A 23617-nucleotide genomic window follows, 5' to 3' on the forward strand; every position below is an offset into this window, starting at 1 on the left:
GATCACTCTCCGGCCGCGAGGAGCTTGGCGTCCTTGACGCGGACCTTCTCGCCGTCGCGGACGAAGTCCTGGCCCGAGACGACGATCCGGACACCATCGGGTATACCGGCCAGCACCAGCCCCTCGGGCGTGTCGTCGATCAACTCGACCGAGGCAAAGGCGGCGATATCGTCGGGGCCGACGACACGGAGGCCAAGCTCGCCCTCGGCCGACAGAGTGATCACCGAACGCGGCACGACCACCGCGCGTTCGGGCCGGGTGTAGAGGCTGACCTCGGCGGTCATGCCCGACGGCACGGCACGGTCGGGGTTGGGCAGCGCGATCTCGACCGGGAAGGTGCGGGTCTGGGCGGAGGCTTCGCGCGCGACATGGCGGACGACACCGTCGAGCCGCTTGCCGCTGACGAGGCGGATGTCGGCCTTGTCGCCGACGCCGACGAACCCGATGTCGACCTCGCTGACCTCCGCCCGCACGACGATCGGATCGAGCGCGAGGACCGTCGCTATCGGGGTGCCGGTCTGCACCCACTCGCCAAGCTCGACCTCGACCTTGTCGATGACGCCGGCAAAGGGCGCGTAGAGGTTCAGCCGGTCGGCGGCGGCCTCGGCCTGGCTCAGGGCCGCTTCGGCCGCGGCCTTCTCGGCGCGGACCTTGATCAGCTGCAGTTCGGCGGTGTTGCCGGTCTTGAAGAGCTTCTCGGCCACCTCGAGCTCCTGCGCGCGCTGGGCGAGCGTCGCTTCGGCGGTCCTAACCGCTGCGGTGATGTCGGCGCCCTCGATGCTCATCACGGCCTCGTCGGCCGCAACCTCGCCGCCCTGGGCGATCCCAAGCTCCGCGATCACGCCGTCGGTCCGCGCCGCGAGCACGGCGCGCTTGTCGGCGCCGGTCACGCCGGAGATGCGGATCTCGCGGGCATGTTCAACGAAGTTCGGAGTGATCGCGGCGACGGTGCGCAGCGCCTGCTCGGTATCGGTCGGGGCGGCGCCGGCCGCAGGCGCGGGCTGGGCGGCATGCGCCTCTTCGCTACCGACAGAGGAAAACTTTCCGGTGCCGACCCAGGCGGCGGCGGCGACCAGAACAAGGATGGCCGTAATCTTGTGGCCCTTGAAATGCAAAGCCATGCTGAAGAAGTCCTGAACGTTTCTGGCACGCACACAATCTCGACCGCCGAGTGGTGGTCAAGGCAATGCACCTATCCATGGCATCCATTATCTGGCAACTGAACGGTGAAGTTCAATATGTTGTCGCGAGTTTTCGTGGTTGCTCGGAAGCTGACGTAGCGGCAGCCGTGACCAGCGCGGCGCGGAAGGCGGCGGCGGCGGGGCTGAGCTGGCGGCGTGTGTTGGCAAGCACCAGAAGCCTACGCTCGGCGACCGGATCCGCGGGGGCGAGGAACGCGATGCCGGGCGGTTCGGAATCCATGACTCGGCCGGGCAGGACCGTGGCCCCGAGGCCGCGCCGCACGAAGGCCAGAAGCGCTGTGGTATTGCGCGCCTCGAGCGTGCCGATCGAGGCGAGCTCGCTGACGACGGGATGATCGACGAGCGCGCAGAGCGGGTTTGAGATCAGTGTCTCGCGGGAAAGGCATGCCCAGCTGGGCGGCCCGTCGAGGATCGGGCTGTCACTCCGGCAAACGATGCCGAGCCGATCCGTCAGGAGCACTTCCCCGCCGACGTCTGCGCCGGGCGCGGCCGAGGCGACGCCGAGGTCGGCCTCGTCGAACTGGAGGCGGCGGTGGACCGAGGCGCTGTCGACGTCGCTGATCTCGAGCCGCACGTCGGGCCTTTCGCGGCGGAAGGCGGTGATCGCCGTGGGCAGGAGCGTGAGCGCGGCCGAGGGAACCGCGGCGATCCGCACGGTGCCCGCGGTCGAACGGGCATGACGCGCGATTGCCTCGGCAGAGCGGTCGAAAGCGTCCAATGCGCGGTCGCATTCTTCGAGCACCCGGAGGCCGAGCGGCGTCAGCCGGTTCTTGCGCTCGGTCTCGAACAGGGCCGCGCCGATATGTTCCTCGAATTGCGAAAGCATCATCGAGATCGCGGACGGCGTGCGCCCGAGCGTCTCGGCCGCGGCGGCGAGCGTGCCGTCCTGCGCGACGGTACGGAAGCACCGCATCATGTCGATCTTCACGGCCATATTCAGATTATCTGAAATAAACTTCAAGTATTCAAGATTGTTTGAAGCTTCTGTGACGCGTAGGACAGAGATGTTCGAAAAGGGGGATCGCCATGACGCAACAGACGGGTCTTTACATTGCCGGGCGCTGGCAGGCGGGCGAAAGCGAGATCGAGAACCGCAACCCCTCCGACGTCTCCGATCTGATCGGGCGCTACGCGCAGGCGAGTGCCGCGCAGCTCGACGAGGCGCTCGAGGCCGCGCGCAAGGCGCAACCGCTCTGGTGGGCGGCCGGCATCCAGAAGCGCCACGATGTCCTCATGGCGATCGGCACCGAGCTGATCGCGCGGTCGGCCGAGATCGGCGAGATGGTGGCGCGCGAGGAAGGCAAGCCGCTCGCGGAAGGCAAGGGCGAGGTCTACCGCGCCGGCCAGTTCTTCACCTATTTCGCGGCGGAAGTGCTGCGGAACCAAGGCGATCTTGCCGAAAGCGTGCGCCCCGGCATCGAGATCGACGTGCGCCGCGAGCCGGTGGGCGTCGTCGCCATCGTCAGCCCCTGGAACTTTCCCGTCGCCACCCCGGCCTGGAAGATCGCGCCTGCGCTCGCCTTCGGCAATGCCGTCGTCTGGAAGCCCGCGAACCTGACGCCCGCCTCGGCGGTGATGCTGACCGAGGTGATCGCGAAGCAGGACATCCCGGCAGGGCTCTTCAATCTCGTCACGGGATCGGGCCGCTCGGTCGGCCAGCGGCTGGTGGAGGCGCGCGGCGTCGATGCGATCAGCTTCACCGGTTCGGTTCCGGTCGGGCGCGGCATCGCGGCTTCGGCAATGGCCAACATGACCAAGGTGCAGATGGAGATGGGGTCGAAGAACCCGATGCTCATCATGGACGACGCCGACCTCGACCTTGCCGTGGCCCATGCCGCGGGCGCGGCCTTCGGCGGTACGGGGCAGAAATGCACCGCCGCCTCGCGGCTCATCGTACATGAGAAGATCCACGACGCTTTCGTCGAGAAGCTCGTCAAGGCCGCCGAGGCCTTCAAGGTCGGCCATGCGCTCGAAGCCGGGACCCAGATCGGGCCGGTCGTCAGCGAAGGCCAGCTGAAGCAGAACCTCGACTATGTCGCCATCGGCAAGTCCGAGGGCGCCGAGCTTCTGACCGGCGGCGACCGCCTCGACCGCGCGGCCGAGGGCTACTACATGGCGCCGACGGTCTTCGCCGGTACCCGCAACGACATGCGCGTCAACCGCGAGGAGATGTTCGCGCCGATCACCTGCGTGATGAAGGCGGGCTCCTATGCCGAGGCGCTTGCCATCGCCAACGACAGCGAGTTCGGCCTGACCGCCGGGATCATGACCCGCTCGCTGTCGCGTGCCAGCCACTTCCGCGCCAACATGCGGGCGGGCTGCGTGATGGTGAACCTGCCCACCGCCGGCACCGACTATCACGTTCCCTTCGGCGGGCGCGGCGCGTCCTCCTTCGGTCCGCGAGAACAGGGCCGCTATGCGGCGGAGTTCTACACCACCGTGAAGACCGCCTACGTGGCGGCGGGCGCACCGGAATGAGCGTGCTGATCGACGGTCTGCAATACGCCAACTGGTCGGAGAAGATCTTCCGCCAGATGCGCGAGGGCGGTGTCGATGCGGTCCATGTGACCATCACCTATCACGAGAACTTCCGTGAGACGGTGCTACAGATCGAGAAGTGGAACCGCTTCTTCGAGCGGTTCCCCGATCTGATCTTCCAGGGCTTCACCGCCGCGGACGTGGCGAAGGCGCGCGAGACCGGGCGGACGGCGATCTTCTTCGGCTCGCAGAACCCCTCGATGATCGAGGACGACATCGGGCTCGTCGAGGTGCTGCATCGGCTCGGTCTGCGTTTCATGCAGCTCACCTACAACAACCAGTCGCTGCTCGCGACCGGCTGCTACGAGAAGGACGACACCGGCCTGACCCGCATGGGCCGCGAGGTCGTCGAAGAGATGAACCGGGTGGGCATGGTCGTCGACATGAGCCACTCCGCAGAACGTTCGACACTCGAAGCCATCGAGTTTTCCTCTCGGCCCATCGCCATCACTCACGCGAACCCCGCCAGCTGGCACCGGGCCCTGAGGAACAAGTCCGAGACCGTCCTGAAGGCGCTTGGGGAAAGCGGCGGGATTCTCGGATTCTCGGTCTATCCCCATCACCTGCAGGGAGGCAGCGGCTGCACGCTCGAGAGCTTCTGCTCGATGATCGCGCGCACCGCGGACGTGATGGGGATAGACCACATCGGCATCGGCACCGACCTTTGTCAGGACCAGCCGGACAGCATCGTCGAATGGATGCGGGTCGGACGCTGGACCAAGAAGATCGACTACGGCGAGGGCAGCGCTTCGGCGCCGGGCTTCCCGCCGATGCCGGGCTGGTTCCACGACAACCGCGATTTCGGCACCGTCGCCGGCGGGCTCAGGGCCGTAGGCATGTCCGAGGCCGAGGTCGCCCAGGTGATGGGCGGCAACTGGATGAGATTCTTCGGGGAAAGCTTCGGCCCGGCGACGGGCGGCTAGACACGATGGGGGAGGGCCGTCCCCAGGGGCGGCCGGGGACAGACACGCTTCAGGGAGGAAACGGATGAGCGATGTCACGGCAACCAGCGGGGCGCGGAGCGCAAGCCGCATCGACAGGCCGCTCTTTGCGGCCACGGGCGGGTTCATCCTGCTCTTCTGCGCTCTGGCGCTCTTCGATCTCGACGCGCTGTCGGCCGCCGTCGACTGGGGCTTCGCGGTTTCGGCGAAGTATTTTGGCCTCTACTGGCAACTCCTCCTGCTCGCGACCTTCGTGATCAGCCTCGTCCTCTGCGTCCTGCCGGGCGGCAAGGCGATCCTCGGCGCGCGCGCGACGCCGGAGTTCACCTATTTCCAGTGGGCCTCGATGATCATGTGCACGCTCCTTGCGGGCGGCGGCGTGTTCTGGGCCGCTGGTGAGCCGATCGCGCATTTCCTCTCGAACCCGCCGCTCTTCGGCGACCTCAGCGCCGATCCGGCGCGCCGCGCCGAGGTGGCGCTGGCACAGTCCTTCCTGCACTGGGGCTTCCTCGCCTGGGCGATCCTCGGCTCGCTGACCACGGTGATGCTGATGCATTACCACTACGACAAGGGCCTGCCGCTCGCGCCGCGGACGCTGCTCTATCCGGTCTTCGGCGACAAGGCGATCAACGGACCGATCGGGCTCATCGCCGACGCGACCTCGGTGATCGCGGTCGTCGCCGGCACGGTCGGGCCGATCGGTTTCCTCGGACTCCAGGTCTCCTACGGGCTTGGCGCGCTCTTCGGGATGCCGGACGGGCTGGCGCTGCAGATGATCATCATCGTCGCGCTCGCCGGGATCTACACGCTCTCGGCGGTCTCGGGGCTTTCGAAGGGCATCCAGCTCCTGTCGAAGATCAACGTGGTGCTGGCCGCGGCACTCCTGATCTTCATGCTGGTCGCAGGGCCGACGGGGGCGATCTTTTCGGGCTTCTTCAACGGCATGGAGACTTATCTCTCGAACTTCGTCGGCATGTCGATGTACCGCGGCGAGGCCGGCCTCTTCGGCGAGCCGGGCTGGCTCGGCTGGTGGACGGTGTTCTTCTGGGGCTGGTTCCTCGGCTACGGGCCGCTGATGGCGATCTTCGTCGCCAAGGTCAGCCGTGGCCGCTCGATCCGCCAGGTCGTGCTGATGCTGTCGATCGTGGCGCCCCTGATCACCAACTTCTGGTTCACGATCATCGGCGGCACCGGCATCACGCTCGAACTCGCGACGCCGGGCGTCATCTCTGGCCCGTTCGAGGGCTTCAACCTGCCCGCCGGGCTTCTGGCGATCACCCAGGCGATGCCGATGGGCTTCATCCTGTCGCTCCTGTTCCTCGTGCTCACGCTGATCTTCGTGGCCACGACCGGCGACTCGATGAGCTTCGTCGTCGCGACGACGATGTCGAAGGACGAAACCCCGCCCGCCACCCTGCGCGTGTTCTGGGGCCTCGCGATGGCGGTGATGGCGGTGGTGCTGATCTCGACCGGATCGGGCGGCATCGGCAAGCTGCAAAGCTTCATCGTCGTCACCGCGGTGCCGGTGTCGCTGATCCTGCTACCTTCGCTCTGGGACGCGCTCCGGATCACGCTGGCGCTGGGGCGGAAATGATATGAACGGTCCGGGCGGCACTCGCCCGGACCCCACCCAAGGGAGGAGAGAATGACCGTCACTGCGAAGGATGCCGCCGGAAATGTCGCGAGCTTTCGCCGCGACCCCGCCGAGGTGATGCGGCTCGCGCGCATGGGCAGCGCCCATCCGACACGGCTCTCGTTCCTGCGGGTTCTCCTCCGGCGCATGCGCGACGAAGGCTGGCGCTTCGACCGCCCGGTCTGGGAGATGGACGCCAAGGGCGTCGGCCGCGCCGTCTACCGCGCCATCGGGCCGGAGCGGACCTACTCGCTCGTCGCCTTCGCCCATGACCTGCCCGCGGACATGCGCTCCGACCGGGTGATCGCCACCGCCTGGGACGCGACCTTCGCGCTGTTCGACGGCACGCCCTCGACGGCCGATCTCGACCGGCTCCAGGCCAATGTGCCCCTGCAGGAAGCCGGGCGCATCGCCGAGAGCGAGCTGTCGCTCAGCCGCGCCAACCGGTCGGTCCGGCTCTTCGATCATATCGTTTCGCGGCTTGCCGAGGGCGAGCAGCCCGACGCGGCCGAGATCGACGCCGTCGGCTACCTGATGCGGACGACGGCGGTCTACGGCTCGGGCAAGTTCGGCGCGGCGGACCGCTCGGTCCTCGCCTGGCGGCCCGAGATGAAGGGACCGTTCCAGGCCGAGATGCTGTCGGTCTGGCTCACCCGCGCCTTCACCGTCGATCTCGTCGAACATCTTGCCGCCCAGAAGGGCGGCACGAAGGCGGTGCGGCTCGCGCCCGACCTGCGCCGCCGGCTCGGGGTCGGCAATTCGACCGGGCTCGGCATGGCGCCGTTCCTGATCCGTCACCCGATGCTTCTGAACAACTGGGTCGCGTCGCGCGAGGAGGCTCTGGCGCGGGTCCGCGCGCAGGAGAGCGCCGGCGCGGCCGAGGTCGCGGGCCTGCGCGCCGCGCTCGATGCGGCGCGTGCCAACCACGCTCATTGGCGCAGCGAACACCCGATCCAGATCGAGAAGCTCGCCGATCTCGGTGGCGACCTTGACCGGATCGGCGAATATCTGGAAACCTGGCCGGGCGCGGGCGCCCGCCCCTGGGACGCGCTCTGGCGCTGGGGTGCGGAGACGCTCACGCTCGAGGGCCAGGAGGCGCTGCTGGCGATGATGCTGGAGCCGCATGGCGCGCTCATCGACGGCCTTGCCGATTGCATGGACGCCGAGGAAGGCGCGATCCACCGCATCGACGGGTCGATGTCCGTCTCAGCGACGCGGGCGGCGCTGGCCGGGCATTACGGCTGGGCAATCGACACCGACTATGCCGACCGGAGCCAGATCGCGCGGTTCTGGTATGTCTCGGAGGAAAAGCTCGAACCCCGTCTCGGCGAGCGGTTCGAGGAGGACGGAGCCGAGCGCGAGCTTCCGCTCTGCATCGGCTGGCTCGCCGCCGACATGGCGCGTGCGCTTGATGGCTGGAAGGGCGAGGACAGTCTGGCGGCCTTCCTCCTTGCCCATCCCGAGCACCGCTTCATGGCGCGGCGGCTGCAGATGGCGATGCGGCACCCCTATGCCGAGGTCCGCGACAACCTGATCGCGTCCGACATGCTGCCGATCGACCTTCTGCGCTGCAAGCTCGCGTATTTTGGGGCCACCCATTTCGACCCGCGCTCGGACCGCTGGGTGCGGATCGCGCTCTGTCAGGGGATGCCTTATCCCGATGAGATGACGAAGGAAGGAGAGCGGGCATGAGCGAGATCGCGAACGATCCCACCCAGGCCGGTGTGGCGGTTCCCGAAAAGGGCGGTGCGCGGCTGACGCTGCCGGAGATCCAGAGCCTCTGCTTCAAGGCGGCGCGCGGCGCCGGCATGGAATGGGGGCTGGCCGAGGAGGCCGCCTTCGCCGCGCGCTGGCTCGCCGCGGCGGGGCTGCCGGGGCCGGAGCGGCTCGGCGCCCGTATACAGGCTGGGGTTGGCGCGGCACCGGAGATCGGCTCGGGCGTCTGGCGTGGCCGCGCCGGTGGCGCGCTTTGCCCGATCGCGGCAGGCGCGGCACTTTCCGACCGGGCCGGCGCCATCCCGCCGGAGCTGCGGCTTGAAGGTCTCGCCTGGCCGGTGCTGATCCTGCCGTTCCTGGCGCTGGTCGCGGAGGGCTGCGGCGCGTCCGTCGCGCTCACCTGGCCGGGCGGCCGGGTGACGGTCGGACCGGAAGGGCCGGGGGCGGGCGCCGATCTGGAGGCGCTGGCCGGGTTCGCCGAAGCGACGGTCGAGATCGCCGGTGCCGCGGGCGCGGCGCCGGTCGCGCGCCAGTCCGGGCGCTGGCTCTCGCATGACGACTGGGCGCTTCTCGACGGTTTCGCGCTCCGCACGACGGTGCCGGCCTCCGAGAAGTCGCGCGCGGGCGCCGGGGCAGGCAATCTCGACAACGACTGAGCGGCCCTTGCCGTCGGCGTCGGGTTGCGGTGAACTGAACCGGAACCAACCGATCCGGGAGCGCCGACTGCGCGATGCCTGACGCCGAAACCGAAATCCGGCCGGAAGACGCGGCCTATCCGCGGCTGGCCACGATGGGGCTGACGGGACTGCTGGTGAGCTTTGCCGGCCGTCTCGACGAGCGCGCGAACCGTGCGGCCGTCGCCTTTCGCTCGGCGGTCGAGGCCGAGGGCTGGGCCGATGTCGAGGAGACGGCGGCCTCGCTCGCCTCGGTCTTCTTGCGGTTCGACCCCTTCGAGACCGACCTTGCCGCGATCGAAACGCGGCTCCGGGCGCTGCTCGACAGCCGCGACTGGTATGCGGTGGGCCTGCCCACGGGACGGCGGCTCTGGCGGATCCCGACCGTCTTCGGTGGCGAGTACGGGCCGCAGCTTGCCGAGGCGGCGGCACTCGCCGGACGCACGTCCGAGGAGGCGGTCGCCGAACTGACCGCAGCGCCCGTCCGGGTGCTGACGATCGGCTTCGCGCCGGGCCTTCCCTACATGGGCACATTGCCCGCGCAGTGGGACATTCCGCGCCAGACCGGGGTCACGCCGCGCATCCCGGCAGGCGCCTTGGTCGTCGCGGTCCGCCAGCTCATCGTCTTTCCGACCGCGACGCCGACCGGCTGGCGGCATGTTGGCCAGACCGGCTTCCGCGGCTTCCGACCCGAGGCGGCGGAGCCGTTCCCGCTCCGCTCCGGCGACGAGGTCCGTTTCGTGCCCATCGCGGCCGAGGAGCTTGCCGACCTGCGGGCGGCGAATCCGGACAATGGCGGCGCGGTGGCGGAGCCGATCCCATGAGCGCGCTCCTTGTCCTTGCCGCCGGACCCGGCGTGACGGTGCAGGACCGGGGTCGGCCGGGCTGGCTCGCCCAAGGGTTGTCGCGCGGCGGCGCGGCCGATGTGCTGGCGCTTGCCGAGGGCGCAGCCTTGCTCGGCCAGACGGAGGATTGCGCCGCGGTCGAGATGGCGATGTCGGGCGGGACGTTCGAGGCGGAAGGCGACCTCATCATCGCGCTGACGGGTGCGTCGATGGCCGCGACGCTAGACGGCGTTCCCCTTGCCTGGAACGCGACGCACAGGCTGGGGCAGGGACAGCGGCTCGTGATCGGTGGCGCGAAGGCCGGGGTCTACGGCTATCTCCATGTCGCGGGCGGCATCGCGACGGCCCCGGTGATGGGCAGCCGCTCGGCGCATCTGACGGCCGGGCTTGGCGCGGCGGTCGGGTCGGGCGACCGGCTGCCGGTTGGCGAGGCGGGACCGACGCGGCCGGGCCTCGGGATCGCGGTCGCGGATCGCTTCAGCGGCGGCGCGGTAGGGGTCGTGCCCTCGGCCCAGACCGGGCTTTTCGCCCCGGCGGAGCGCGACCGCTTCGCAGCGGCGACCTTCACCCGCGATGCGCGCGGAAACCGGCAGGGGGTGCGGCTCGTCCATGACGGCGCCCCCTTCGCGGCGACCGAGGGGCAGTTGTCCATCGCCTCGGAGATCATCGTGCCGGGCGACATCCAGATGACCGGTGACGGCACGCCCTATGTACTCCTGCCCGAATGCCAGACGATGGGGGGCTATCCACGGATCGGCACCGTGGTGCCGCAGGACCTGCCCATCGTGGCGCAGGCGGCGCCGGGAACGCGGCTCCGCTTCCGCTTCGTCACCCGCGAGGAGGCTCTGGCCGACCTCCACCGGCAGGGGCGCGGCGCGGCACGCTTCAGCGGGGCGATCCGGCCGCTTCTGCGCGATCCCGGCGACATCGCCGATCTTTTGGCCTATCAACTGATCGGAGGCGTCACAGCGGGTGCCGATCTGGACGGGGAGGACGGGGCATGACGGCGACGGTCGATCTCAATTCCGACATGGGCGAGGGCTACGGGCGCTGGAGCCTCGGCGACGACGCCGCACTTCTCGACATTGTCACCTCGGCCAATATTGCCTGCGGCTTTCATGCCGGCGACCCGGACGTGATGGCGCAAACCATGCGCCTCGCGGTCGAAAAGGGCGTGGGAATCGGCGCGCATCCGGGCTTTCCCGATCTTCAGGGATTCGGCCGCCGGCGGATGCATCTGCCGGGCGAGAGCCTCGCCAACGCGATCCGCTACCAGGTCGGCGCGGCGAGCGCGATGGCGCGGGCCGCGGGCGGGCGGCTCCGGCATCTGAAGCTTCATGGGGCGCTGTCGAACATGGCCTCGGAAGACGCGGCCCTCGCGCGGCTCTGCTACGCGGCGGCCCTGGAGGTGGAGCCCGATCTCGTGATCATGGTGCTCGCCGCGACGGCGATGGAGGTGGTCGTGCGCGAGATGGGCTGTCCCTACGCGGCCGAGATCTTCGCCGACCGCGCCTACGAGGACGACGCGACCCTCGTCGACCGCGCGAAAGCGGGCGCGGTGATCCACGATCCCGCCCACGCGGCGGCGCGGATGGTCGAGATGGTCCGGGCCGGCGCGATCATCGCCGACAGCGGCAAGCGCATTCCGACCCGGATCGACACGATCTGCCTGCATGGCGATACGCCGGAGGCGGTGGCGATCGCGCGAGAGGTGCGAAGCGCGCTTGAGGGCGCCGGGATCACCGTCACGCGGTTCTGACGGCCGGGAGCGTCACTCGGCGGCGCGGGCGAGGTCCGGGTCGGCGGCGATGCGGGCGAGATACTTGCCGTACTGCGTCTTGAAGTAGGGCTTGGCGAGCGCGGTGAGCGTCTCGGCGTCGATCCAGCCGTTGAGGAAGGCGATCTCTTCCGGGCAGCCCACCTTCAGGTTCTGGCGGTCCTCGATCGTGCGGATGAACTCGGCCGCCTCCAGAAGGCTCTCGTGCGTGCCGGTGTCGAGCCAGGCGAAACCGCGACCCAAGGTCTCGACCTTGAGGCTGCCGTCGCGGTGGTAGCCGTTGAGAAGATCGGTGATCTCCAGCTCGCCGCGGGGCGAAGGCGCGATCGTCCTGGCGCGCGCGGGGGCTTCCGCGTCGAGGAAGTATATCCCGGTCACCGCGTAGGAACTCTTCGGGATCTCGGGCTTCTCGACGATCGAGAGGACGTGGCCATCACGGTCGAACTCGACGACACCGTAGCGTTCGGGATCGGAGACGCGGTAGCCGAAGACGGTGCCGCCGGAGGTCCGCTCGTCAGCGGCGCGGAGCTTGGCCGACAGCCCCTCGCCGAAGAAAACGTTGTCGCCGAGCACCATTGCCGAGGGGCTGCCGGCGAGGAAATCCTCGGCCAGGAGATAGGCCTGGGCGAGCCCGTCGGGCGAAGGCTGGACGATGTATTCGAAGCGCATCCCCCAGGCCGAGCCGTCGCCGAGAAGCGCCTGGAACTGCGGCAGGTCGCGCGGAGTGGAGATGATCGCCACCTCGCGGATATGGGCGAGCATCAGCGCCGACAAGGGATAGTAGATCATCGGCTTGTCGTAGAGGGGCAGCATCTGCTTCGACACCGCATGGGTGATCGGGTAAAGCCGCGTGCCCGATCCGCCGGCCAGAATAATGCCCTTGCGTCCGGTTTCGCTCATGATCCCGCCTCCACTTCCTTTATCACTTGCGACAATGTCTTGCGCCAATCCGGTTGCTCTATGCCATAGGTTTCGCGGATGCGCGAGCAGTCGAGTGCAGAATTCTCGGGGCGCCGTGCCGGGGTCGGATAGGCCGCGCTGGGGATGCGGTTCACGACCGGTTTGCGGGTCAGCGACGAGGCCGCGAAGATCGCCTCGGCGAAGTCGGCCCAGCTGACGGTGGGGGCGCCGGCGAAGTGAAAGATGCCGCTTTGTCCCCTGCCATCTCGGAAGGCGCCGGCAATGGCCCAGAGCGCATCCGCGATATCGGCGGCACCGGTCGGGCCGCCGCGCTGGTCGGCGACGACCGAGAGTGCTTCACGCTCCGCGCCGAGCCGCAGCATGGTCTTGACGAAGTTCTTGCCGTGGGCCGAGAACACCCAGGCGGTGCGCAGGATGACATGCGCCCCGCCAGCCGCCGCGATCCGGCGCTCGCCGTCAAGCTTGGTGGCGCCGTAAACGCCGAGCGGCGCCGTCGCATCATCCTCGCGCCAGGGACGGCTGCCCGATCCGTCGAAGACATAGTCGGTCGAGACATGGAGGAACGGCAGGCCCCGCGTCGCGCAAGCCGCCGCCATCGCGCCCGGTGCCTCCGCATTGACCGCCTCGGCGGTGTCGCGGTCGGTCTCGGCCTGGTCGACGGCGGTGTAGGCGGCGGCGTTGATGACGATGTCGGCATCGGCTGCCGCGATGGCATCGGCGCAGGCGGCGGGGTTGGTGAGGTCGGCGGCGTCGCGGCCGAGGGCGGTCAGGGTCACGCCCCCGGGCGCGCGGCGGGCAAGTTCGATGGCAAGCTGGCCGGTGGTGCCGAAGACGAGAACCTTGAATGCGGGGGCTTTCATGTCCGACGGCCTTTCAGGAAGAGCGCGATGGCCGTGCCCCAGATGCCAAGCTCCAGAAGGAAGGTCCAGTGCAGGACGAAAGACGCGACCCAGTGGCTTCGGGTCGCGGGCACGGTGACGAGTTCGACCATGCGGTCGGAGAAGGGCGCGAGCCAGAGGATGCCGCCGCCGATCGTGTCGAGCGCGAGGTGCAGGAAGATCGCGGCGAGGAAGGCGAGGGCGGCCGGAAGGTAGCGGCTGCGGCGGAGGAGCGGCAGGACGATGGCGGCGACGGCGAGCCAGAAGGCCGGGACATGAACCCAGTAGCGGTGGTGGTGGATGGCGCGGTCGTCGACGAGGTAGAAGAAGACGAGGTCGGTATCCGGCAAGACCGATGCGACGAGCGCCGCCGGCACGATGCCTGGCGCGGCTCGGGGCCAGCGTCGCGCCAGCACATAGCCGGCCGGGAGATGCGCGGTCAGCATCGGCTCAGCCGCCCGTCCCGAGCCTTTTGCCTACGCCGTCGCGGTCCTGGAGCGCGCGCCACCAGGCCTCATTGTCGAGGAACCACTGGACAGTCTTCTCGAGCCCCTCGTCGAGCGTCACCGACGGGCGCCAGCCGAGTTCCTCGCGGATCCGGGCCGGGTCGATCGCGTAACGCTGGTCGTGGCCGGGGCGGTCGGTGACGAAGGTGATCTGGTCTGCGTAGGGCTTGTTGCCGGGGCGCTTGGCGTCGAGGATCGCGCAGATCTTCGTCACCAGTTCGAGGTTCGTCGCCTCGTTCTCGCCGCCGACATTGTAGCTGCGGCCCAGTTCACCCTTCTCGACGACGAGGAGCAGCGCCTCGGCATGGTCCTCGACGTAAAGCCAGTCGCGGATGTTGTCGCCTCGCCCGTAGATCGGGATCGGCGCGCCGGAGAGCGCTTTCAGGATCACCACCGGGATGAGCTTTTCCGGGAAGTGGTAGGGGCCGTAGTTGTTCGAGCAATTGGTCAGCACCACCGGCAGACCGTAAGTCTCGTGCCAGGCGCGGACGAGGTGGTCCGATGACGCCTTCGACGCCGAATAGGGCGAGCGCGGATCGTAGGGCGTATCCTCGGTGAACTTGCCGGTCTTGCCGAGCGAGCCGAAGACCTCGTCGGTCGAGATGTGGTGGAAGCGGAAGCTCTCCGGCTTGCCCTCGGCAATCCAGTAGGCGCGGGCGGCTTCCAGCATCGTGTAGGTGCCGGTGATGTTGGTCTCGATAAAGGCCGCCGGCCCGTCGATCGAGCGGTCAACATGGCTTTCGGCGGCGAGATGCATGATTGCATCGGGCCGGTGGCGCGCGAGGATCGCGTCGACGGCCTTGCGGTCGCAGATATCGGCCTCTTCGAAGGCGTAGGCCGGGCTATCGGCCACCTCGGCCACGTTCGACAGGCTGCCGGCATAGGTCAGCTTGTCGAGATTGACGACGGAATGACCGGCGCGGACCGCATGGCGCACGACCGCGGAGCCGATGAAGCCGGCGCCGCCGGTCACGAGCAATTTCATCGTCAGGCCTCGTAGACGAAGGGAGATTGAAAGTCGCGGAAGCTCTGCGCGGCGGCGTCCTTGTCCGACAAGATCGCCGCCCTCGTGTCGAGCCCCCAATCGATGCCGAGGTCCGGGTCGTCGAAGCGCACGGCGCCGTCGCATTCCGGAGCGTAGAAGTCGGAGCACTTGTAGAGCACTTCGCAGTCCGGCTCCAGCGTCGAGAAGCCATGCAGGAAACCTGCTGGAATCAGGAGTTGACGGCCATTCTCGGCCGAAAGCTCGACCCCCACCCACTTGCCGTAGTTCGGCGATCCGCGCCGGATGTCGACCGCGATATCGAGGATCCGGCCTCGGCCGCAACGCACCAGCTTGGCCTGGGCATGAGGCGGCGACTGGAAATGAAGACCCCGCACCGTGCCTGCGTCGCGCGAAAAGGAGTGATTGTCCTGGACGAAGGGCACGTCGACTCCCCTGTCGGTAAGGACCTTGCGATTCCACACCTCCGAGAACCAGCCGCGCGCATCTCCGAAACGGCGCGGCGTGAGGATCAGCACGCCGGGCAGCGCGGTCTCTTCGATATTCATGGAAATCCAAGCCTTGTTAGTGGTCCGCGGCATCATATCCGGCCCGCTCGACCGACGAAAGGGGGGCCGTCCAGCCGGGAATCAGTCGGAGCTTCGGCACCATTTTGGCATTGAGCGGGCGTATGTGCAGGATTGTTTCCGGAAGATGGATAATACGCGAGCCTTGGAGGCGCGACGAGCAGCGCAAAAACCCAGTCGCTCGCGGCCGCGCGGTTTTCGTGCTATGGATCGGAGATAGAGGATGGCGGCGGCCCGTAACGGGTGCGCGAGGCTTTACGCCCGGGGCCGATTGTTTGCGCGATGCGTTTTTCAGCGGCCGGAGGGGCCGCTAACAAGGATAACGGTGGTCAGGCCGAAATCGGTTTCGGTCAGGTATGGTGGGTGAAATTCATTGAGATCCAGGAATCTGCGACGAGTTGCCGGTTGCCGGGGCATGCCGTTTTTTTGGGTGCTCGTTGCGACCCCGCAGAGGCGTTAGCGCGTTGTCGGGCAAGGCTTTGGAGAATGCGCTGGCGGTCTTTTCCGGCGCCGGGGCCGGATCGGGGCCGCATCCCGCCGGTCGATACATCCGGGTCTCCGCCGCGGCCGGCCGTGACCTGCCCATCCGGGAAATTTCTCGCTCCGATGGGCGCCTTGTCCTAGTCTTCGCTGAAGAGGCCGGCGTCTGGCGGGCCGTCGCCGCGCCGTCCTGCCGGTTTACCGCCGCCAGCTGCGGGAAGGAGGGTGAAAGATGAGCGCCGTCTCCAGGCGTGTTCTCGTGACCGGCGGCGCCGGGTTCATCGGCTCGCATCTGTGCGAAAGACTTCTGGACGCAGGCCACGACGTCCTCTGCGTCGACAACTATTTCACCGGGCGGCGCACAAACGTCGAACACCTGCTCGGGAATCCGCGCTTCGAGGTGATGCGTCACGACGTGACCTTCCCGCTTTATGTCGAAGTCGACGAGATCTACAACCTCGCTTGTCCGGCGAGCCCGGTCCACTATCAGCACGATCCGGTTCAGACGACCAAGACCTCCGTCCACGGCGCGATCAACATGCTCGGTCTCGCCAAGCGGCTGCGCGCCCGGATCCTCCAGGCCTCGACCTCTGAGGTCTACGGCGATCCGAGCGTGCATCCACAGCCAGAGGGCTACTGGGGCAATGTGAACCCTATCGGCCTTCGGTCCTGCTACGACGAGGGCAAGCGCTGTGCCGAGACGCTGTTCTTCGACTACCACCGCCAGCATCGGTTGCGCATCAAGGTCGCCCGGATCTTCAACACCTACGGGCCGCGGATGCATCCCAGGGACGGGCGCGTCGTGTCGAACTTCATCATGCAGGCGCTGGCGGGCGAGCCGATCACGATCTACGGCAAGGGCAGCCAGACCCGGTCGTTCTGTTTCGTGTCGGACCTCGTCGAGGCGCTGATCCGGCTGATGGAGACGCCGGACGACGTGACCGGACCGATCAACCTCGGCAATCCGGTCGAGATGTCGATTCGCGAGCTGGCCGAGACCGTGATCGAGCTTACGGGATCTCGGTCCGAGCTTGTCCACAAGCCGCTGCCGCATGACGATCCGGTGCAGCGCCGGCCCGATATCAGCCTGGCGAGGCGCACCATCGACTGGGAGCCGCAGGTTCGGCTCCGCGACGGGCTCGGCGCGACGATCACTTACTTCGCCGAACTCCGCCGGGAACTGGGGCTTGAGAAAGGAGCGGGCCAATGACGACGGTGCAGAGCAACGGGTCGGCGGTACGCCCGACAAGCATCGGTCGCGCCGTTCTTTGGATCGCGGTCGCGCTCCTCGCGTGCCTCAGCGTGCTCATGATCAATGGCAAGCCGCTGTTCTATTTCGACACCATGGGGTATGTCTCGCAGGGCCATTCTGCGCTCTTTCACATCGGCTTTCCGGGTAAGTCGCCGATACACCGCGAAGAGGTGACCGAGGTCGCGACAGGGAAGGGGCCCGACATTACCGCCGAAATAGAAGCCGACCATACTGTCGACGGATCGCGTTCGACCGTCTATTCGCTGTTTGCGGGTACCCTCGCCAGGCTCGGCGCGCTCGAGGGGCTAATCGCGCTCAATGTCGCGGCGATTTTCCTCGCGGTGTGGCTGCCGATGCGGATCGCGGTGCGGCACTGGGGGCTGCATATCCCGCTATCCCAGGCGGTGGCGCTGCCGATCATTGTGGCCTCGTTCGGCTCCCTGCCGTTCTATGCCGCCTATCTCATGCCCGACACGTTCGCGCCCGTGCTGATCCTGGCGGTTGCGACGCTCACCGTGTTCGCCCGCGTGATGCTGGTCTGGGAGATTCTGCTGGTGCTGGCGCTCGGCTCGCTGGCGACGGTGTCGCACCTGTCGCACCTTGGGCTTGCGACGCTGATGGCGCCAGCCGCCGTTCTTGTCTCGCTGATCATGTCGCGGCGCCAGTGGTGGCTCCCGCCTGCGCTGGTGCTGGTCATCGTTGGCATGGGCTATGCCGAGCAGAGCGTGCTGCGGTCGGCCGCGCGGTCGCTGTCGGAGTCCGAAGTTGTCATCAAGCCCTACATCACCGCCCGGATCATCCAGGACGGCCCGGGTATGCGCTACCTCGACGCGAACTGCCCCGACGAAGCGATCCCGACATGCGTCCTGCACGAGGCGCTCATGCACTCGGATGATCCGATGCGGCTCACGGCCTCCCATATCGTCTTTGCGCAAAGTGAAGAGCTTGGCTCTTTGCGGCGGTTGTCGCCCGAGGATCAGGCGCTTGTTTCCGACGACCAGATCGCCTTCTTCTTCCGGGTGTTCAGAAACGATCCCTTCGGGATCATCAAGGCTCTGGCCCACAACGTTTTGGCGCAGACGATTTCGGTCAGCGTCGACATGACGCTTCCGACTAAGAGCATTGTTGAGGTGAACGCGCCGGTGTCGGGGCTCCTGAGCGGGGCGTTCGAGCATGGCCGGATCACCGCGGATCCCGGCTGGCTGCGGATCGTTGCGCCATTGCACGCGGTCTTCTACGCCCTGTCGCTCGCGGTGATCCTGATCCTCATGATCGTGCCGCGCCGGGTGCCGGGAGAGGTCAAGGCGCTCACGGTCATGGTTCTCGTCGGAATCCTTGCCAACGCGATGGTTTGCGGCGGGATATCGCAGCCGGCGACGCGCTACGGGGCGCGGGTGATCTGGCTTCTGCCGCTGATGGCGACGGTCCTGATGATCTTTGCGCGCCGCGCACGGCGGTTCGATCCGGTCGGGGAGGGTCGGCTTTGAGCGGATCGGGCAGGGTGACGATCTCGGTCGTGATGCCGGCCTACAATGCCGCGCCTCTCCTTCCGCGGGTGCTCGCACCTCTCGTCGCCATGCGCGATCGAGGTGAGGTGGCTGAGGTGATCGTCGTCGACGACCGTTCGACCGACGCTACCGCCGCGGTCGCGCGCGGGGTCGGCGTGACGGTGCTGACGACCGAGGTGAACGGCGGCCCCGGCGCGGCGCGCAATCTCGCGGCCGAACACGCGGCGGGTGAAATCCTCTGGTTCGTCGACAGCGACGTCATTGCCTGGGAGGACGGTGCCGCCAAGATCGCGGCCGCCTTCGCCGATCCCGGCGTGGCGGCACTGTTCGGCTCCTACGACGCGGCGCCGGACGGATCGCACTGGTTCTCGCGCTACAAGAACCTCATGCACCGCTTCTATCACCAGAATGCGCGGCGCGAGGCGGCGACGTTCTGGGCGGGCTGCGGCGCGGTGCGCAGGGACGCGTTCCTTGCCGTGGGCGGGTTCGACATCGTGACTTACCGGGTTCCCTCGATCGAGGACATCGAACTCGGCTACCGGATCCGCCGCGCGGGCGGGCGGATCGTGCTCGACCCGACGCTGCTCGGCAAGCATCTGAAGGTGTGGACCCCGCGGAAGGCGATCCATACCGACATCTTCCGCCGTGCGCTGCCCTGGTCGCGGCTGATGATCGCGCGCGAGGGCGTCGCGGACGACCTCAACACGTCGCGCGGCGAGAAGGCGCGGGCGGCGATCGCTGGTCTCCTGCTGTTGTCGATCGTCGCGCTTGTCTTCGCGCCGTGGCTCTGGCCGGTCACGATCGCGCTCATGGTGCTCGCGGTCGCGGCGAACTGGGTCTTCGCGCGCTATCTCTATCGCAACGGCGGGCTCGCCTTCGCGGTGGCCTCGCTCGTCTATCATCAGATCTACTACGTCTATTCGGCCGCGGCCTTCGCCTGGTGCCTGTTCGAGTACCATATCCTGGGCGTGAAGGACCGGCTGCATGTGCCATGACCGCGCAGAGGGGGGGAGCGCCGGTCGAACCCGAGTGTGAAGGGGAAGAACGGAGATGGATGACACGGTGACCGGTATGGTTGGGGCCGAGGCGATCGAAAGCGATTTCGACGGCATGTCGCTGAGCGTCGTGATCCCGGCCTACAACGAGGAGGGGGCGGTGCGCGCGACGGTCGAGGATGTGCGCGACGCGATGGACCCCCTCGGCATTCCTTACGAGATCATCGTCGTCGACGACGGCTCCGAGGATCGCACGCTTGCCGAGGCGCGGGCGGCCGGCGCGATCGTCGAGGCCAACCAGGTCAACACGGGCTACGGCGCGGCCCTGAAGCGCGGCATCCGGCGGGCGCGGCACGACTATGTCGCGATCCTCGATGCCGACGGCACCTATTCCGCGCGCTACCTGCCGCCAATGCTGGCGATGTGTCGCGAACAGGACATGGTGGTGGGCGACCGCGGCGCGGCGATGAAGAACGTGCCCCTTGTGCGGCGGCCGGCGAAATGGATGCTGAACACGCTCGCCTCGTTCCTCGCCGAGCGCCGTCTCAACGACCTGAACTCGGGCCTGAGGGTATTCCGCAAGTCCGAGCTCATTCCTTTCATCCCGCTATTGCCGCAGAAGTTCTCCTTCACCACGACGATCACGCTGTGCATGTCCTGCAACGGCAAGCGGATGATCTACACGCCGATCGAATACGGGCGGCGGGTCGGCAAGTCGAAGATCCGGCCGGTGGATTTCATCAACTTCATCATTCTCGTGCTCAGGGTCATCGTGCTTTTCAACCCGTTGCGGATCTTCATCCCGCTCGGGCTCGCGCTGATGGCGCTCGGGTTCGTGAAGTTCGTCTACGACCTCTTCATTGGCAACCTCTCCGAGACCACGATCTTCGCCTTCCTCGCCGCGATCATGATCTGGTCGCTCGGGCTCATCGCGGACATGATCTCGCGGCTGCACCTGAGGCCGTGAGATGACGCGCGGCACCGGCAGAGCGTTACGGAAATGGGCGATCCGCGCCGGCGGGTCTGCCCTGGCGCTGGCGCTGATCTTCTCGCTCCTGCCGCGCGAGGCGATCTTCGAGGGCTTCGCGCGGCTCACCTGGCCGCTCTTCCTGTCGGTCTTTGCATCCTTTCTGGTCTGCCATGTCGCCGCGGCAGCGAAATGGTGGTGGCTGATGGACCGGGCGATCGGCTTTCCGGCCGCACTCCGGGCGCATTTCGGAGGGCTCGCCGCGAACCTCTGCCTGCCGGGCGCTGCGGGCGGCGATGCGGTGCGCGCGGGCCTTGCCCATGTTGCCCTGCGCGACGGGCCGCGCGTTGCGGCGGCGGCGGTGGGCGACCGGACCGTCGACCTCGTGGCGCTGGTCTGCCTCATGCTCGTCGGGCTCACGCTCATCGGCGGCGCGGGGAGCGGCGGATTTGCGATCGCGGTCGCCGGGGGCATCCTTGCCGCCGCGAGCGCCGGGCTGTTCCTCCTGCCGCCCTTGGTGCGCGCCCTCTGGCGCCGCTGGCCTCGCTTGCCGGCACGCGACCTCGCGCTGCGCACGGCCGAAGCTTTCGCGGCACTGACGCGGCGCCCCGGGGTGCTTCTCGCCGCGCTCGCCCTCTCGGTGTCGATCCAGGCGGCGCTGATCGGTCTTTCGATCCAGCTCGCGTTGGTCGTCGGTGTCAATGTGCCGGTCGCGGCCTGGTTCTTCGCCTGGCCGCTCGCCAAGATCATCGCGACGCTGCCGGTCTCGCTCGGCGGGCTCGGGGTCCGCGAGAGCTCGCTCGCCGCCCTGCTCGCCCCCTTCGGGGCCGCCGCCGCCGAGGTCGTCGCCTCGGGCCTCGCCTGGCAGGGGATTCTCTACCTGGCCGGCGCGCTGGGGGCGCTGGTACTCGCGCTCTCGGGCGGCAGCTTCCGGACGCGGCCGTCCGCGATCAAGGAGATGTCGGAATGAAGGGTGACCTGACCGAGGCAAGCGTGGCCGAGCGGCCGCGGATCACGGTCCTCGGTGCCGGTCCGGCGGGGATTGCGGCGGCCTACGCGCTGAGCCGCGACGGTGCCGAGGTCGAGGTGCTGGAGCGCGCGCCGGTCGCGGGCGGCAATTCGGCCTCGTTCCAGATCGACGGGATCTGGTGCGACTACGGCTCGCATCGGTTCCACCCGGTCGCCGATCCGAAGGTGCTGGCGGATGTGAAGCGCCTTCTCGGCGACGATCTCCTCCTGCAGCCGCGTCATGGCCGGATCCGGCTCGGCGGACGCTGGATCCACTTCCCGCTGAAACCGGCCGACGCGCTCCTGCGCCTGCCGCCGGCCTTCGCGGCCTCGCTTCTCGGCGACATGCTGCTGAAGCCCTTCCGCGGCAAGCGCGGCGGCAAGCGGAGCTTTTCCTCCGTTCTTTATGACGGGCTCGGTCCGACGATCTCGGAAAACTTCTACTTTCCCTATGTCCGCAAGCTCTGGGGGCTCGATCCCGACAAGCTCGCGGTGACGCTCGCCGAGCGGCGGGTGTCGAGCGGCTCGGTCGGCAAGATCCTCGCCAAGATGGCGAAGATGGTGCCGGGGCTCCGGGGCGAGACGACGGGGCGGTTCTACTATCCCCGCGAGGGCTTCGGGCAGATCTCGCGCGCGATGGCGGCTGCCGCCGAGGCCGAGGGCGCGGCCTTCCGCTTCGGCGCCGATATCGTGCGCATTGAGCGGACGACATCCCGCGTGACCGGCGTCGTCACCCGTGCCGAGGACGGAGAGACGCGGCACGAGGCCGACCAGGTCTTCTCGACCATCCCGCTGACCATCGCGGTCCGCCTGATGGACCCGCCCCCGCCGCCCGAGGTGACGATGGCGGCCGAGGCGATCCGCTTCCGCGGCATGATCCTCGTCTACCTCATCCTCGAGACCGACCGCTTCACCGAGTATGACGCGCACTACTTCCCCGAACTCTCGATCCCGATCAGCCGGATGTCGGAGCCGAAGAACTACAGTTCCGCGACCGGGCCGAAGGGCCGCACGATCCTTTGTGCCGAACTGCCTTGCGATCCGGGCGAACGCTGGTGGGACATGTCCGATGATGAGCTCGGGCGGCACTACTGCGACTGGCTGAAGGGCGTCGGCCTGCCGGTGAAGGTGCCGGTGATCCGCTGCGAGACGCGGCGCATCGCCCATGCCTACCCGGTCTACGACCTCGACTACCAGCGCCACTTCGAGACGGTGGACGGATGGCTGTCGTCGCTCGACGGGTTCCTGAGCTTCGGGCGGCAGGGGCTTTTCGCCCATGACAACACGCACCACGCCTTCGCGATGGCCTATGCCGCGGCCGAAAGCCTGACTGCGGCGGGTGGGCTCGACCGGGATCGCTGGGCCGGGCACCGGCACGAGTTCGAGAGCCACCGGGTCGAGGACTGACCATGCCGGAGCCCGTGATCGACATCCTGATGTACCATTCGATCTCGGATCGAAGCGGTCCGACCTGCATTCCACCCGAGGTGTTCGCCGGTCAGATGCGTGCGCTCGCCGAGTCCGGCCTGCCGGTGATCTCGCTCGACGACCTCGTCGCATCGCGGGATGCGTCGGTCAGGCTGGCGCCGCATGCGGTGATCGTGACCTTCGACGACGGTTTTCAGGATTTCGCCGATGCCGCTTGGCCGGTGATGGAGCCGCTGGGCATCCGGCCGATCGTCTACCTGCCCACCGGCCACATCGGCGGTGCCGAGGGCTGGCGCGGGGGCACCGAACCGCCGCGTCCGCTGATGGGCTGGGGCACGATCCGGGCGCTCGCCCGCGAAGGCGTCGCCTTCGGCAGCCACACGGTCACTCACGCCGATCTCGACGCGCTGACCGGTGATATGCTCGAGGCCGAGCTGAGGCGCTCACAGCAGGAAATCGCCGATCAGCTCGACCGGCCGGTTCACCATTTCGCGCCGCCCTACGGGATCGCCGGTGATCCGGTGCGTCGCCGCGTCGCCGCTTATTACCAGACCTCGGTCGGCACAAGGCTGGGCCAGGCGGATGCCGGTTCGGACCTCCACGATCTGCCGCGGCTCGAGATGTTCTACTTCACCGACCTTGGCCATTGGCGCCGCCATCTCGATGGACGGGGGGCGACCTATCTGGCCCGCCGCAAGGCGATGCGCGCGGTGCGCGGCGCGGTCATGAAGCCGTGGCAGGGGGTGTGACCTTGCGGCCGGCACACCAACAGCGGCCGG

At 68.0% G+C, this 23617-nt stretch carries 22 protein-coding genes; 15 read left to right on the forward strand and 7 right to left on the reverse strand.

Translation table 11 applies throughout. The features are described 5' to 3' along the window. Nucleotides 1–2 precede the first annotated feature (2 nt). Both OEZ60_RS16345 and OEZ60_RS16350 read right to left on the reverse strand, forming a co-directional pair. Nucleotides 3–1121, reverse strand: a complete 1119-nt coding sequence (locus OEZ60_RS16345) for an efflux RND transporter periplasmic adaptor subunit (protein WP_263338430.1) — start codon at nt 1119–1121, stop codon at nt 3–5. Nucleotides 1122–1233: 112 nt separating this feature from the next. Further along, nucleotides 1234–2136, reverse strand: coding sequence for a LysR family transcriptional regulator (locus OEZ60_RS16350; protein ID WP_263338433.1), 903 nt, complete (start codon nt 2134–2136; stop codon nt 1234–1236). Nucleotides 2137–2228: 92 nt separating this feature from the next. Here OEZ60_RS16350 and OEZ60_RS16355 point away from each other — a divergent pair, with 92 nt between their 5' ends. From OEZ60_RS16355 to OEZ60_RS16390, 8 genes are all read left to right on the forward strand, one after another. Continuing rightward, nucleotides 2229–3680 carry an aldehyde dehydrogenase family protein gene (locus OEZ60_RS16355; protein ID WP_263338435.1) on the forward strand — a complete coding sequence of 484 codons (1452 nt, stop codon included), beginning with the start codon at nt 2229–2231 and terminating at the stop codon, nt 3678–3680. Then, complete coding sequence (locus OEZ60_RS16360) at nt 3677–4663, forward strand: dipeptidase (protein ID WP_263338437.1); 987 nt, start codon at nt 3677–3679, stop codon at nt 4661–4663. The genes OEZ60_RS16355 and OEZ60_RS16360 overlap by 4 nt, the downstream gene beginning before the upstream one ends. Before the next feature lie 64 nt (nt 4664–4727). Continuing rightward, entirely contained in the window at nt 4728–6275 is a 1548-nt protein-coding gene (locus tag OEZ60_RS16365) for a BCCT family transporter (RefSeq protein ID WP_263338439.1), read from the forward strand. 51 nt (nt 6276–6326) lie between these two features. Next, complete coding sequence (locus tag OEZ60_RS16370) at nt 6327–8006, forward strand: hypothetical protein (protein ID WP_263338442.1); 1680 nt, start codon at nt 6327–6329, stop codon at nt 8004–8006. After that, nucleotides 8003–8686, forward strand: a complete 684-nt coding sequence (locus tag OEZ60_RS16375) for a DUF3726 domain-containing protein (RefSeq protein ID WP_263338444.1) — start codon at nt 8003–8005, stop codon at nt 8684–8686. Before OEZ60_RS16370 ends, OEZ60_RS16375 begins: the two co-directional genes overlap by 4 nt. A 74-nt stretch (nt 8687–8760) precedes the next feature. Next, a complete protein-coding gene (locus OEZ60_RS16380; RefSeq protein ID WP_263338446.1) occupies nt 8761–9528 on the forward strand; it encodes a 5-oxoprolinase subunit B family protein in 768 nt (255 codons plus the stop codon). After that, the gene (locus OEZ60_RS16385; protein ID WP_263338448.1) at nt 9525–10553 is read left to right on the forward strand and encodes a 5-oxoprolinase subunit C family protein; all 1029 of its coding nucleotides are present in this window, start codon (nt 9525–9527) and stop codon (nt 10551–10553) included. Before OEZ60_RS16380 ends, OEZ60_RS16385 begins: the two co-directional genes overlap by 4 nt. Next, nucleotides 10550–11308: a LamB/YcsF family protein gene (locus OEZ60_RS16390; RefSeq protein ID WP_263338451.1), complete on the forward strand. Its 759-nt coding sequence runs from the start codon at nt 10550–10552 to the stop codon at nt 11306–11308. The genes OEZ60_RS16385 and OEZ60_RS16390 overlap by 4 nt, the downstream gene beginning before the upstream one ends. A gap of 12 nt (nt 11309–11320) precedes the next feature. On the opposite strand, the gene rfbA is transcribed toward OEZ60_RS16390, so the two are convergent. Genes rfbA through rfbC form a run of 5 tightly spaced genes read right to left on the reverse strand, consistent with a single transcriptional unit; the run spans nt 11321 to nt 15182 of the window. Further along, on the reverse strand, nt 11321–12226 hold the full coding sequence (rfbA, locus tag OEZ60_RS16395) for a glucose-1-phosphate thymidylyltransferase RfbA (RefSeq protein WP_263338454.1): 906 nt from the start codon (nt 12224–12226) through the stop codon (nt 11321–11323). Next, nucleotides 12223–13107 carry a dTDP-4-dehydrorhamnose reductase gene (rfbD, locus tag OEZ60_RS16400; protein WP_263338456.1) on the reverse strand — a complete coding sequence of 295 codons (885 nt, stop codon included), beginning with the start codon at nt 13105–13107 and terminating at the stop codon, nt 12223–12225. The genes rfbA and rfbD overlap by 4 nt, the downstream gene beginning before the upstream one ends. Next, complete coding sequence (locus tag OEZ60_RS16405; RefSeq protein WP_263338460.1) at nt 13104–13571, reverse strand: metal-dependent hydrolase; 468 nt, start codon at nt 13569–13571, stop codon at nt 13104–13106. The genes rfbD and OEZ60_RS16405 overlap by 4 nt, the downstream gene beginning before the upstream one ends. 4 nt (nt 13572–13575) lie before the next feature. Further along, nucleotides 13576–14616: a dTDP-glucose 4,6-dehydratase gene (gene rfbB / locus OEZ60_RS16410; protein ID WP_263338463.1), complete on the reverse strand. Its 1041-nt coding sequence runs from the start codon at nt 14614–14616 to the stop codon at nt 13576–13578. Between the two features lie 2 nt (nt 14617–14618). After that, nucleotides 14619–15182 carry a dTDP-4-dehydrorhamnose 3,5-epimerase gene (gene rfbC / locus OEZ60_RS16415; protein WP_263338466.1) on the reverse strand — a complete coding sequence of 188 codons (564 nt, stop codon included), beginning with the start codon at nt 15180–15182 and terminating at the stop codon, nt 14619–14621. Nucleotides 15183–15912: 730 nt separating this feature from the next. Here rfbC and OEZ60_RS16420 point away from each other — a divergent pair. From OEZ60_RS16420 to OEZ60_RS16450, 7 genes are read left to right on the forward strand one after another with little or no spacing between them, the layout of a single operon-like run. Beyond that, entirely contained in the window at nt 15913–16890 is a 978-nt protein-coding gene (locus OEZ60_RS16420) for a UDP-glucuronic acid decarboxylase family protein (RefSeq protein WP_263338468.1), read from the forward strand. After that, entirely contained in the window at nt 16887–18419 is a 1533-nt protein-coding gene (locus OEZ60_RS16425) for a hypothetical protein (protein ID WP_263338470.1), read from the forward strand. Before OEZ60_RS16420 ends, OEZ60_RS16425 begins: the two co-directional genes overlap by 4 nt. Continuing rightward, the gene (locus tag OEZ60_RS16430; RefSeq protein WP_263338472.1) at nt 18416–19435 is read left to right on the forward strand and encodes a glycosyltransferase family 2 protein; all 1020 of its coding nucleotides are present in this window, start codon (nt 18416–18418) and stop codon (nt 19433–19435) included. The genes OEZ60_RS16425 and OEZ60_RS16430 overlap by 4 nt, the downstream gene beginning before the upstream one ends. A 55-nt stretch (nt 19436–19490) precedes the next feature. After that, a complete protein-coding gene (locus tag OEZ60_RS16435) occupies nt 19491–20402 on the forward strand; it encodes a glycosyltransferase family 2 protein (protein WP_263338474.1) in 912 nt (303 codons plus the stop codon). A gap of 1 nt (nt 20403) precedes the next feature. After that, nucleotides 20404–21372: a lysylphosphatidylglycerol synthase transmembrane domain-containing protein gene (locus OEZ60_RS16440; RefSeq protein WP_263338476.1), complete on the forward strand. Its 969-nt coding sequence runs from the start codon at nt 20404–20406 to the stop codon at nt 21370–21372. Then, nucleotides 21369–22817 carry a protoporphyrinogen/coproporphyrinogen oxidase gene (locus tag OEZ60_RS16445; RefSeq protein WP_263338479.1) on the forward strand — a complete coding sequence of 483 codons (1449 nt, stop codon included), beginning with the start codon at nt 21369–21371 and terminating at the stop codon, nt 22815–22817. The genes OEZ60_RS16440 and OEZ60_RS16445 overlap by 4 nt, the downstream gene beginning before the upstream one ends. Before the next feature lie 2 nt (nt 22818–22819). Further along, the gene (locus OEZ60_RS16450) at nt 22820–23587 is read left to right on the forward strand and encodes a polysaccharide deacetylase family protein (protein ID WP_263338482.1); all 768 of its coding nucleotides are present in this window, start codon (nt 22820–22822) and stop codon (nt 23585–23587) included. Nucleotides 23588–23617: the final 30 nt, after the last annotated feature.

Source organism: Albidovulum salinarum, assembly GCF_025673475.1.
Classification (GTDB): Bacteria; Pseudomonadota; Alphaproteobacteria; order Rhodobacterales; family Rhodobacteraceae; genus Albidovulum; species Albidovulum salinarum.

Bases quoted from the DNA above. Each gene is read 5' to 3' on its own strand.
- rfbD (WP_263338456.1), bottom strand. From the start codon at position 13,107: ATGAAAGCCCCCGCATTCAAGGTTCTCGTCTTCGGCACCACCGGCCAG.
- OEZ60_RS16370 (WP_263338442.1), top strand. From the start codon at position 6,327: ATGACCGTCACTGCGAAGGATGCCGCCGGAAATGTCGCGAGCTTTCGC.
- OEZ60_RS16360 (WP_263338437.1), top strand. From the start codon at position 3,677: ATGAGCGTGCTGATCGACGGTCTGCAATACGCCAACTGGTCGGAGAAG.
- rfbA (WP_263338454.1), bottom strand. From the start codon at position 12,226: ATGAGCGAAACCGGACGCAAGGGCATTATTCTGGCCGGCGGATCGGGC.
- OEZ60_RS16375 (WP_263338444.1), top strand. From the start codon at position 8,003: ATGAGCGAGATCGCGAACGATCCCACCCAGGCCGGTGTGGCGGTTCCC.
- OEZ60_RS16405 (WP_263338460.1), bottom strand. From the start codon at position 13,571: ATGCTGACCGCGCATCTCCCGGCCGGCTATGTGCTGGCGCGACGCTGG.
- OEZ60_RS16425 (WP_263338470.1), top strand. From the start codon at position 16,887: ATGACGACGGTGCAGAGCAACGGGTCGGCGGTACGCCCGACAAGCATC.
- rfbC (WP_263338466.1), bottom strand. From the start codon at position 15,182: ATGAATATCGAAGAGACCGCGCTGCCCGGCGTGCTGATCCTCACGCCG.
- OEZ60_RS16365 (WP_263338439.1), top strand. From the start codon at position 4,728: ATGAGCGATGTCACGGCAACCAGCGGGGCGCGGAGCGCAAGCCGCATC.
- OEZ60_RS16435 (WP_263338474.1), top strand. From the start codon at position 19,491: ATGGATGACACGGTGACCGGTATGGTTGGGGCCGAGGCGATCGAAAGC.
- OEZ60_RS16385 (WP_263338448.1), top strand. From the start codon at position 9,525: ATGAGCGCGCTCCTTGTCCTTGCCGCCGGACCCGGCGTGACGGTGCAG.
- OEZ60_RS16445 (WP_263338479.1), top strand. From the start codon at position 21,369: ATGAAGGGTGACCTGACCGAGGCAAGCGTGGCCGAGCGGCCGCGGATC.
- OEZ60_RS16450 (WP_263338482.1), top strand. From the start codon at position 22,820: ATGCCGGAGCCCGTGATCGACATCCTGATGTACCATTCGATCTCGGAT.
- OEZ60_RS16345 (WP_263338430.1), bottom strand. From the start codon at position 1,121: ATGGCTTTGCATTTCAAGGGCCACAAGATTACGGCCATCCTTGTTCTG.
- OEZ60_RS16355 (WP_263338435.1), top strand. From the start codon at position 2,229: ATGACGCAACAGACGGGTCTTTACATTGCCGGGCGCTGGCAGGCGGGC.
- rfbB (WP_263338463.1), bottom strand. From the start codon at position 14,616: ATGAAATTGCTCGTGACCGGCGGCGCCGGCTTCATCGGCTCCGCGGTC.
- OEZ60_RS16380 (WP_263338446.1), top strand. From the start codon at position 8,761: ATGCCTGACGCCGAAACCGAAATCCGGCCGGAAGACGCGGCCTATCCG.
- OEZ60_RS16390 (WP_263338451.1), top strand. From the start codon at position 10,550: ATGACGGCGACGGTCGATCTCAATTCCGACATGGGCGAGGGCTACGGG.
- OEZ60_RS16440 (WP_263338476.1), top strand. From the start codon at position 20,404: ATGACGCGCGGCACCGGCAGAGCGTTACGGAAATGGGCGATCCGCGCC.
- OEZ60_RS16420 (WP_263338468.1), top strand. From the start codon at position 15,913: ATGAGCGCCGTCTCCAGGCGTGTTCTCGTGACCGGCGGCGCCGGGTTC.
- OEZ60_RS16350 (WP_263338433.1), bottom strand. From the start codon at position 2,136: ATGGCCGTGAAGATCGACATGATGCGGTGCTTCCGTACCGTCGCGCAG.